Source organism: Streptomyces sp. NPDC096176, assembly GCF_044763255.1.
GTDB lineage: Bacteria > Actinomycetota > Actinomycetes > Streptomycetales > Streptomycetaceae > Streptomyces.
Genome location: NZ_JBIWFV010000014.1, coordinates 134,394 through 145,147, shown reverse-complemented (window position 1 = coordinate 145,147; position 10,754 = coordinate 134,394). Strand labels below are relative to the sequence as shown.

Annotated in this window: 6 protein-coding genes; all 6 read left to right on the top strand. The window is 75.0% G+C overall.

What is annotated here, in order from left to right:
* Positions 1–6 precede the first annotated feature (6 nt).
* Genes ACIQ7Q_RS30365 through ACIQ7Q_RS30340 form a run of 6 tightly spaced genes read left to right on the top strand, consistent with a single transcriptional unit; the run spans position 7 to position 10,742 of the window.
* A complete protein-coding gene (locus tag ACIQ7Q_RS30365; protein WP_403869071.1) occupies positions 7–258 on the top strand; it encodes an acyl carrier protein in 252 nt (83 codons plus the stop codon).
* Positions 255–1,523, top strand: coding sequence for a beta-ketoacyl synthase N-terminal-like domain-containing protein (locus tag ACIQ7Q_RS30360; protein WP_403869068.1), 1,269 nt, complete (start codon positions 255–257; stop codon positions 1,521–1,523). The genes ACIQ7Q_RS30365 and ACIQ7Q_RS30360 overlap by 4 nt, the downstream gene beginning before the upstream one ends.
* A 33-nt stretch (positions 1,524–1,556) precedes the next feature.
* On the top strand, positions 1,557–2,807 hold the full coding sequence (locus ACIQ7Q_RS30355; protein ID WP_403869065.1) for a hydroxymethylglutaryl-CoA synthase family protein: 1,251 nt from the start codon (positions 1,557–1,559) through the stop codon (positions 2,805–2,807).
* Positions 2,804–3,556 (top strand): enoyl-CoA hydratase/isomerase family protein, encoded by a 753-nt coding sequence (locus ACIQ7Q_RS30350; protein ID WP_403869062.1) that lies wholly within the window; start codon positions 2,804–2,806, stop codon positions 3,554–3,556. The genes ACIQ7Q_RS30355 and ACIQ7Q_RS30350 overlap by 4 nt, the downstream gene beginning before the upstream one ends.
* Positions 3,553–4,317, top strand: coding sequence for a polyketide synthase (locus tag ACIQ7Q_RS30345; protein WP_403869060.1), 765 nt, complete (start codon positions 3,553–3,555; stop codon positions 4,315–4,317). Before ACIQ7Q_RS30350 ends, ACIQ7Q_RS30345 begins: the two co-directional genes overlap by 4 nt.
* A 44-nt stretch (positions 4,318–4,361) precedes the next feature.
* On the top strand, positions 4,362–10,742 hold the full coding sequence (locus tag ACIQ7Q_RS30340; protein ID WP_403869057.1) for an SDR family NAD(P)-dependent oxidoreductase: 6,381 nt from the start codon (positions 4,362–4,364) through the stop codon (positions 10,740–10,742).
* Positions 10,743–10,754: the final 12 nt, after the last annotated feature.

Genomic DNA, 10,754 nt, shown 5'->3' with positions numbered 1-10,754 from the left:
CCACCCATGACCGAGGACGAGATCTTCGCCGTCATCCGCGCCCAGATCGTGGACGTACTGCCCGAGACCGCCGACATCGAGATCACCCTCGACCACAGCATGCGCGAGCTGGGCGCCAACTCCATCGACCGTATGGACGTGGTGATCGCCGCCCAGGACGAGCTGGGCATCACGGTGCCCGGCGCGGCCCTCACCAAGGCCGACGACCTGCGTTCGCTGGTCGCGGTCTTCCGCGCCCACCACAGCACGCACGCGTGAGCCGGCAGCCCGGCCCGGTGGCCGTCACGGCCGCCGCGGTGCTCACCCCGCTCGCCGAGGACCTGGACGGCTTCACCGCCGCCCTGCTCGCCGGCCGCAGCGCGGTGACCCTCGGCGGCGAACAGGGCGACGCGCTGCCCCTCGCCGCCCTCGCCGCCTTCGACCTCGCCTCCTGGGCCGGGCGCCACCTCGCCGACGCACCTGAGGCCGCGGCCCGGCTGCGGAAGGTCGCGGGCCGCGCGGCGCTGCCCGCGCGCAGCGCCGCCTGCGTCGCGCTGCGCGCCGTGCGCGACGCCCGCCTGGAAGAGGAGCAACTCGCCGATTCCACCGTGCTGATCGTCGCCGGCAGCAACCTCGCCCTCGCCCACCAGGCGCAGACCGTCCTGGGCCACGACCGGGCGCCCGGCCGGCTGCGCGCCTCCTACGCGCTGACCCACCTCGACGTGGACGTCGTCGGCGCGGTCAGCGAGCTCACCGGCATCCGTGCCGAGGGCTGGGCGCTGGGCGGCGCGTCGGCCAGCGGCACCCTCGCACTGATCCAGGCGGCACGCACGGTGGCCGCCGGCTGGGCCGAACGCGCCCTCGTCGTCGCCCCGGTGGCCGAACTGTCACCGGTGGAGGCCGAGGCGCTGCGCCGCACCGGCGCGATGGCGCACGAGCACTTCCGCGACGAACCCGCCCACATGTGCCGCCCGTTCGACACCGCCCGCCAGGGCTTCGTCCGCGGCGAGGGCGCCGCCGCGTTCGTCCTGGAACACCCGGACGCCGCCCACCGGCGCGGAGCCCCCGTGCTGGCGGAGATCACCGGCCACGGGCAGCGCCTGGACGCCCGCCGCGGCACCGAGCCCGACGCCGCCGGCCAGGAGGCGGCCATGCGCACCGCGCTCACCGCCGCGGGCATCGGCCCCGGCGACATCGACTATGTCAACGCGCACGGCACCGGCTCCAGGCTGGGCGACGCGACCGAAGCAGCGTCGCTGCAGGCGGTGTTCGGCATCCGGCCCTCGCTGCGCATCAACTCCACCAAGCCGCTGACCGGCCACTGCCTGTCCGCGGCCGGGCTGATCGAGGCGGTCGCCACCGTCGCGCAACTACGGGCGGGCACCGTTCACCCCAACGTGAACCTGCACCAGCCCGACACCGCCCTGCCACTGGCCGGCCGCACCGCCGAACAGCGGCCGCTGCGCTGCGCGCTGAGCAACAGCTTCGCCTTCGGCGGCATCAACGCCTCCGTGGTGATCCGCCTCCCCGACCCCCGGCCCTGAAGCCGCACGATCCTGTCAGTTACGGAGAAGACCATGAAGCAGGTCGGCATCGAAGCCATCAACGCCTACTGCGGTGAGACCTACGTCGACGTGCCGACCCTGTTCGCGGCCCGCGGCCTCGACGACAGCCGGATCGGCAACCTGATGATGGCCCGCAAGAGCGTCGCCTTGCACTGCGAGGACGCCGTGTCCTTCGCCGTCAACGCCGCCAAACCCCTCGTCGACGCCCTCACCGACGCCGAACGCGACTCGATCGAACTCCTCATCGTCGGCACCGAGTCCGGCGTCGACTTCGGCAAGTCGCTCGCCACCTACGTCCACGACCACCTCGGCCTGCCGCGCAGCTGCCGCCTGTTCGAGACCAAGCAGGCCTGCTACAGCGGCACCGCCGCCCTGCAGATGGCCGCCGCCGTCGTCGCCGCCAGCCCCTTCGAGGGCACCAAGGCCCTCGTCATCAGCAGCGACGTGGCCCGCCCCGTGCCGCACACCTACGTCGAACCCAGCCAGGGCGCCGGCGCCATGGCCATGCTCGTCGGCGACAACCCCGTCGTCGCCGCCTTCGACCCCGGCGCCAACGGCTTCCACTCCTACGAGGTCATGGACACCTGCCGCCCCGACCCGGAGGCCGAGGCCGGCGACACCGACCTGTCGCTCCTGACGTTCATCGACTGCCTCAAGGGCTCCTTCACCGACTACGCCCGCAAGGTCGAGGGCGCCGACTTCGTCGACACCTTCGACCTGCTGGCCATGCACACCCCCTTCCCCGGCATGGTCAAGGGCGCACACCGGGCCGCGCTGCGCAAACTCAAGCGCGGCCTTGCCCCCCAGGCCGTCGAGGACGACTTCACCACCCGCCTCGGCGCAGCCATCCAATACCCCCAGCAGGTCGGCAACATCTACGCCGGCACCGTCCACCTCGCTCTCGCCTCCACCATCGCCAACGCCGTCGTCGACGGCGAACGCCGCGTCGGCGTCTTCTCCTACGGCTCCGGCTGCGCCTCCGAGTTCTACAGCGTCACCATCACCCCCGACTCGCAGCGCGCCGTGCGCGCCATGGGCATCCGCGAAGCACTCGACGCCCGCTACGAGCTGAGCATGGACGAGTACGACGAACTCCTGACCGCAACCGCCGAACTGAAGTTCGGCATGCGGGACTTCACCTTCGACCTCGACCGCTTCCCGCAGATCACCAAGGCCCGCTTCACCGGCGGACGCCGCCTGGTCCTGTCCGCCGTGCGCGACTACCACCGCGAATACGTGTGGCTCGACGGAGGCGCCCGATGACCGCCGTCACCCTCACCCGCGCCCGCGGCGTGATCCGCGCCCGCCTCGAGGACCCCGACCGCCGCAACGCCATCACCGCCCTGCTCCTGGACAACCTGCACGCCGCCCTGGACGCCGCCGAGGCCGACCCCGGCTGCCGCGTCCTGGTCCTGTGCGCGAGCGGCGACGACTTCTGCGCCGGAACCGACCTGTCGGACGGTGTGCCCGACACCCGTCACGCCACCGGCGCCATGGAAGAACTCCCGTACTGGCGACTGCTGGAACGCCTGACCCGCACCCCCGTCGTCACCATCGCCGTCGTCGACGGGCGCGCGAGCGCCGGAGGAGTGGGACTGGCCGCCGCCTGCGACCTCGTCATCGCCGGCCCCGGCGCCCGCTTCCGGCTCACCGAAGCCCTGGTGGGCCTCGTGCCCGCGATGGCCCTGCCGTTCGTGGCCCGCCGCACCGGCGAACAGCGCGCCTTCACCGCCACCCTGCTGGCCGAAGACCTCGATGCGGCCGCAGCCCTCGCCGCCGGCCTCGCCGACGAGGCCACCATCGACGCCGAAGGCGCACTGCGCCGCACCCTGGTCCACCTCAGCCGCGTCGACCGGAACACCACCGGCGCACTCAAGGAATACCGGGCCCGGCTCTTCCCCCGCGACACACACCTGGGCCTGGACGCCACACGCACCTTCCTCGACCGGCTCGCCGACCCGGCCGTCCACCGGCTCATCGGCCGGCTGGCCACACCGGAGCGTGCCGCATGAACGCACCCGCCGATACCGTCGTCCGGCTCACCCGGGAAGGTCCGCTCGCCGTCGTCACCCTGGACGACACCGCAAGCCGCAACACCTTCTCGCCCGCACTGACCGCAGGACTCGTCGACTGCGTCGAACGCGCCGCCGCCGACCCGCACACCCGCGCCGTCCTCGTCGAAGGCCGGCCCGAACTGTTCTGCGCCGGCGGCACCCGCCGCGAACTGATCAACTTCGCCCGCGGCGACGCCACCTTCGACACCGACGACTTCTTCCGCGTCTTCGCCCGCTGCCCGCTGCCGGTGATCGCCTCCCTCCAGGGCCACGCCATCGGCGGCGGCCTCGTCCTGGCCCTGTACGCCGACTTCGCCGTCTTCAGCGAACGCTCCATGTACGCGGGCAACTTCATGAACTACGGCTTCACCCCCGGCATGGGCGCCACCCACCTGTTCCCCTCCCGCTTCGGCCGCGAACTGGGCACCGAAATGCTCTACACCGCACGCAACTACCGCGGCGCCGAACTACGCGAGCGCGGCGCCCCGATCCGCGTGGCCGCGCACGCCGACGTACCGCGCACCGCACGGGAGCTGGCGCTGTCGATGTGCGGGCCGCCCCGCGCCTCGGTCGAACTCCTCAAACAAGAACTCGCCGAACCGCTGCTGGCCGCCACCGACACCGCGATCGCCCGCGAGGCCGCCCTGCACCGCACCTCGTTCCGGCTGCCCGAGGTGCTCGAACGCATCGTCGCCGGATACGGCGACACCGGCCGCTGACCGCACGACCGCCCGCCCCTGCCATGCGAGGACCGAGGGAACCGATGGACGCGAAAGAGATCCTGACCCGATTCAAGAACGGCACCCTGGACACCGCGTCCACCACCGCCGCCCTCCTGCGCACGACCACCCCGCCGACGACGTCGCAGCCCCCCGCCCCGGCCGGCCCCGGGCCGGCGGCCACAGCCGCGACCGGCACGGTGGACCGCGCGCAGGCGGCGGCGCTGCTGCGAGCGGCCGCGGGGCAGGGCCCCTCGCCGGCGCCCGGCCCGGGCGACGCCCCGGTACCCGCTTCGGCGAACCGGGCCCCGGCCGGCCAGGCGACCGCACCGGCAGCCCCAGCCGCGGCGCGCGACGCGGTCAGCCGCGCGCAGGCGGCAGCGCTGCTGCGAGCAGCCGCCGCCGAGGCAGGCCGCGCCGTCCCGGCGACGGCCGGCGCTGCGGGAGGGACCCGGCCCGCGGCGCCCACCGGTGCGGCAGCCGAGGCCGGCGGTGTGGACCCCGCTGCAGCGGCCGCAGTCGACGCGGGCCGCCACGCTTTCGCGACCGGCACGGTGGACCGCGCGCAGGCGGCAGCGCTGCTACGGGCGGCGGGGGAGGGCTCTTCGCCCGCGCCCGGCCCGGGCGACGCCCCGGCGCCCGCGGAGGGCGGCGTGGACCAGGCGCAGGCGGCGGCGCTGCAGCCGGCAGCCGCCGAGGCGAACCCCGCTCAGGCGGCCGCGGCCACCGCCCCGGCGGGCGGCGAGCGGGAGGCCATCGCCGTCATCGGCTACAGCGCCCGCTTCCCGGGGGCCGGTGACGCCGACACGTTCTGGCAGCGGCTCCTGGACGGCGACGACCTCGTCACCGAGGTGCCCGCCGAACGGTGGCGGATCGAGGAGCACTACGACCCCAGCCCCGAGGCCGAGGGCAAGTCCGTGTCCAAGTGGGGCGCGTTCGTCGACGACGTCGACCGGTTCGACGCCGAGTTCTTCAAGATGCCGCCCCGCGAGGCCGAACTCACCGACCCGCAGGCCCGCCTCTTCCTCCAAGAGGCCTGGCGGGCCCTGGAGCACGCCGGGCAGCGCACCGCCGACCTCGCCGGCACCCGCTGCGGCGTCCACGCCGGGGTCATGATGAACGACTACCAGGACCTCATCGAACGGACCAGCGAACACGCCCGTCTCGCCCAGGTCATGCAGGGCAACTCCAACTCCCTCCTCGCCGCCCGCATCGCCTACCACCTCGACCTCAAAGGCCCCGCCGTCACCGTCGACACGGCCTGCTCGTCCTCCCTCGTCGCCCTCCACCAGGCCTGCCAGTCACTGTGGCTCGGCGAAGCCGACATGATGCTCGTCGGCGGCGTCACCCTCTACCTCACCGAACTGCCGCACGTGTTCATGAGCCGCGCCGGGATGCTCTCGCCCACCGGCCGCTGCCGCCCCTTCGACGCCGCCGCCGACGGCATCGTCCCCGGCGAGGGCTGCGCCGTGGTCGTTCTCAAACCCCTGTCGCGGGCACGTGCCGACGGCGACCCCGTCCACGCCGTCATCCGCGCCGGCGGCCTGGGCCAGGACGGCCGCACCAACGGCATCACCGCCCCCAGCGCCGCCTCCCAGGCCCGCCTCGTCGCCGACACCCTGCACCGCTTCGGCCTCGACCCGTCCGGCATCGACTACGTCGAGTGCCACGGCACCGGCACCCCCCTCGGCGACCCCATCGAAGTCACCGCGCTCAACCGGGTGTTCGCCCCCGCCGGCCTGCCGCCCGGCAGCATCCCGATCGGCTCGGTCAAGGGCAACGTCGGCCACACCTCCGCCGCCGCCGGCCTCGCCGGCCTGCTCAAGGCCATCGGCGTCGTACGCACCGGCCACATCCCGCCGTCCCTGCACTGCACCGCCGACACCCTCAACCCGGCCATCCCCTTCGACGAGGGGCCCTTCACCGTCGCCACCGAGCGCCGTACCCTGCCCGCCACCCCGGGCGGGCGGCCCCGCCGCGCCTCCGTCAGCTCCTTCGGATTCAGCGGCACCAACGCCTACGTCGTCATCGAACAGGCCCCGCCGACCCCCACCACCACTCCCGCCGCCGACCGGCCGGTGACCGTGCCCCTCTCCGGCCGCCGGCCCACCGCCCCGGCCGCCCGCGCCGCCGAACTCGCCCGCTGGCTGCGCTCACCCGCCGGCGCCGACGCCGCCCTCACCGACCTCGCCCACACCCTCGCCTGCGCCCGCGACCACCACCGCCACCGGGTGGCGCTCCTGGTCGCCGACCGCGACGAACTCCTCGACTCCCTCGACCGGCTCGCCGCCGGCCAGGCCGACGAACGCCGCATCGACCCCACCCCCCACCACCCCCACGACGACCACCCCGACCCCGACCCGCGCCGTGAGACGGCCCGCCGCTACGTGGCAGGCCACCGGGTCGACTGGACCCGCGTCTGCCCGCCCACGCAGCACCGCACGATCCCCGCACCCGGCTACGCCTTCGCCACCGACCGCCACTACGCCACCCCCGCCGCCGGCAACCCAGCGACCGCCGGCAACCCAGCGACCGCCGGCAACCCAGCGACCGCCGGCGACACAGCGGTCGCCGGCGACCCGCAGGAGGGCCTCCTCGACGCACTGGTGCTGTACACGCCGGGCTGGCTGGACACCCCGCTGCCCGACCGGCAGCCGCCCACCACGGCGCTCCTCGCACACGATGCGGCCGGCGACCTGGCCGCCGCACTGGGCGCGCACCACCCCGGCGACCTGGCGGCGCTGCAGGACACCGCGCCCGCCTCCGTCGCCCTCGTGCTGCGCCTCACCGGCGGCGACACGGCCGAGGACGTGGCCGCCTTCGACACACTGCGCCGGGTGCTGGCGGCCTTCCGCACCCAGCGCATCACCCTTCTTGCCGTCACCACCGACCCGCTGCGCGCCGACGCGGCCCGCGCCCTGCTGCAGAGCCTGCGCCAGGAGAACCCCCGCATCGACGGCCGCGCCCTCCTCGTCCACGACGACGGCGCCCCGGCCGCCCCCCGCATCCGGGCCGAACTGGCCGCTCCCGAAGCCGAGTTCGGCCACCTCGCCGACCTGCGCGACGGCAGCAGGAAGCGCCGCGTCCTGCACCCGGCCCACCTGCCCCCAGGCGCCTGGACCCCCCGCCCCGACGGGGTCTACCTGATCACCGGCGGCACCGGCGGCATCGGACGCGACCTCGCCCGCCGGCTCACCGCCACCCCCGGCACCCGCGTCGTCGTGTGCGGCCGCACCCCGTGGGCCGACCTCGATCAAGCACAGCGACCCGCCGCCGGCACCGCGGTGCGCTACGTGCAGGCCGACATCACCGCACCCGGCGCGGCCACCGCACTCGTCCGCGACATCCTCGACCACGAAGGCGCACTGCACGGCGTCTTCCACGCGGCCGGCGTGGTCCGCGACGCCTACCTGCTGCGCAAGAACTCCGAGGACGTGGCCGCGGTCCTGGCCCCCAAGGCCGCCGGCGCCACCGCGCTGGACGAGGCCACCGCCCACCTGCCGCTGGACGTCTTCGCCCTGTTCTCCTCGGTCGCGGCCGTCACCGGCAACATCGGCCAGTGCGACTACGCCTACGCCAACGGCCGGCTGGACGCCTTCGCCGAACAGCGCGCCGCCCGCGTCGCGGCGGGGGAGCGGCACGGACGCACCCTGTCGGTGCAGTGGCCGCTGTGGGACGTGCCGGGCATGATGATCCCCGAGCCGGTACGGCAGGTGGTCGAGGAACGGGTCGGCATGGTTCCGCTGCCCGCCGGCCTCGGCGTCCGCGCACTGCAGCGGCTGCTGGCCGGCGACGGCCCGAGCGTGGTCTCCCTCTTCCACGGCAGGGCCGACGCCTGGCGCCGCCACCTGGATGAACTCCACCTGCTGCCCCAGGCGGACGAGCCGGGAGCGGCCCGCACCGCCGCCGAACCAGCGGCCGCACCTGCGGCCCCGGCCGGGGCGCGGGGAGCGGACCGGGACCTGGTGGCGCTGGTCGCCCGCACCGTCGCCGAGACCCTGGGCCACACCGTCGACACGATCGGCCCGCGCACTTCGCTGGAGGCGCTGGGCCTGGACTCGGTGATGATCCGCACCCTCGCCTCGAAACTGAGCAGCCGTATCGCACCGATCGGCCCGGACGCCCTGTTCGGCCTGCGCGACGTGAACGACCTCGCGGACCACCTCGCCCGTGCGCGCCCCACCGAGGCCGCCGCCCGGCCGGCACCGGCAACCGCCCGTGCAACGGCCCCGGTTCCCGCGGCCGTTCCCGTTTCCGGGCCGGGCGAGGAGGGGCCGGTGGACGAGGCGTTCGCCGTCGTCGGTCTCGCCGGACGCTTCCCCGGCGCCGACAGTCCGGACGGCTTCTGGGAGAACCTCCTCGTCGGCAAGGACACCGTCGGCGACCTGCCCGCCGACCGGTGGGCCGACAGCGGCGGCGTCCGGGCCAAGGGGCACTTCCTCGACCGCGTCGACGCCTTCGACGCGGCGTTCTTCGGACTGTCCGCCCGCGAGGCCGCGTTCACCGACCCCCAGGAGCGGCTGTTCCTCGAGGTCGCCTGGGAGGCGATGGAGGACGCCTCACTGACCGGCGCCCGGCTCGACGCGCTCACCGCACCCGACGGCGAACCCCGCAGCGTCGGCGTCTTCGCCGGCATCACCTCCGCCGACTACCCGCTCCTGGGCGCCGAGCGCTGGGCGGCCGGCGAGCGCGACATGCCCTCCGGCCACTACTGGTCGCTGCCCAACCGGCTCTCCTACCTTCTCGACCTGCGCGGCCCCAGCCAGCCCGTCGACACCGCCTGCTCGTCCTCCCTCGTCGCCGTGCACCAGGCCGTCGAGGCGCTGCGGCACGGCGAGTGCGCCGCCGCCCTGGTCGGCGGCGTCAACCTCTACCTGCACCCGTCCCGCTTCCGGATGCTGCGCCAGTCGGGCTTCCTCGCCGAGGACGGCCTGTGCCGCAGCTTCGGCGCCGGCGGCGCCGGCTTCGGGCCGGGCGAGGCCGCCGGGGCCGTCGTTCTCAAGCGGCTCTCGAGGGCACTGGCCGACGGTGACACCGTGTACGCCCTCGTCCGCGGCACCGCCGTCGCGCACGGCGGCCGCACCAACGGTTTCACCGCGCCCAGCCCCCAGGCGCAGGCCCGCGTCCTGCGCGAGGCGTTGCGCCGCTCGGGGGTCGACGCGGCGAGCGTGAACGTGATCGAAGCCCACGGCACCGGCACCGAACTCGGCGACCCCGTCGAACTCGCCGCCCTGGAGGACGCCTACGGCCACGGCGCCGCGGCCGGTGTGCCGTGCTCGATCGGCTCGGTCAAGTCCGCCGTCGGCCACGGCGAGTCGGCCGCCGGCATCACGGCCCTGACCAAGGTGCTGCTCCAGCTGCGGCACAAGACGCTCGCCCCGACCCTGCACGCCGATCCGGTCAACCCCCAACTGCGCCTTGCCGACAGCCGGTTCACGGTCCAGCACGAGGCCGCTCCCTGGCCCCGCCTGCGGGACGCGGAGGGAACCGAACTGCCGCGGCGGGCCGGCATCAGCTCCTTCGGCGCCGGCGGCGTCAACGCCCATGTGATCGTCGAGGAGTACGAGCCGCCCGTCCCGCCGCCCGCCCACGACGGCACACCGCAGCTGGTGGTGCTGTCCGCCCCCAGCCGTGAGCACCTCACCGCCACCGCCCGCCGCCTGGCCGACCATCTGGCCGGCCCCGGCAGCTCCACGAGCCTGCGCGCCCTCGCCCGCACCCTGCGCACCGGCCGCGCGGCGCACGACCACCGCCTCGCGCTCGTCGCCACCGACGCCGCCGAACTCGCCGACGCCCTCGCCGCGTTCGCGGACGGCCGGCCGTCCGGGCGGGCACTGCACACCGGCACCGCATCGCGCGACCGGGCGGCCCAGGCACCGGAGACCGACGAACTCATCGCCACCCTGTGGCGGGCCGGACGCCTGGACCAGCTGGCCGACCTGTGGTCGACCGGCTGGGAGATCGACTGGAACACCCTCGACACCGACACGGGTGCGGGGGTGGTGCCACTGCCGCCGTCCGCGTTCCTGCGCACCCGGCGCTGGCTGCCGGACCCGGCCACCACCCCGCCGCCCGCCCCCGCCCCCGAAACGCCGCCCGCCCCCGGACCGGCCCCCGCGCCCGAGCCGGCCGCGGCAGCACCCGAACCGGCCCCCGCGCCCGCCTCTGCTGCCGTGTCCGACCCGCGCCTTGCGGGCGTCGTCGCCCTCGTCGGCGAACTCGCCGCCGGCCCCGGCGCCGAGGGCCCCATCGACACCGGCCGCACCCTCGTCGAGCTCGGCGTGGACTCCCTGGGGCTGATGAACCTCCGCTTCGAGATCACCGAGCGGTTCGGCCAGATGCTCCCGCTCCAGCTGCTGAGCGAGTTCAGCGTCGACGAACTCCTCGCCCACCTGTCCGCCCTTCACGCCCCCGACCGGGCCTGACCGCAGAGGGAA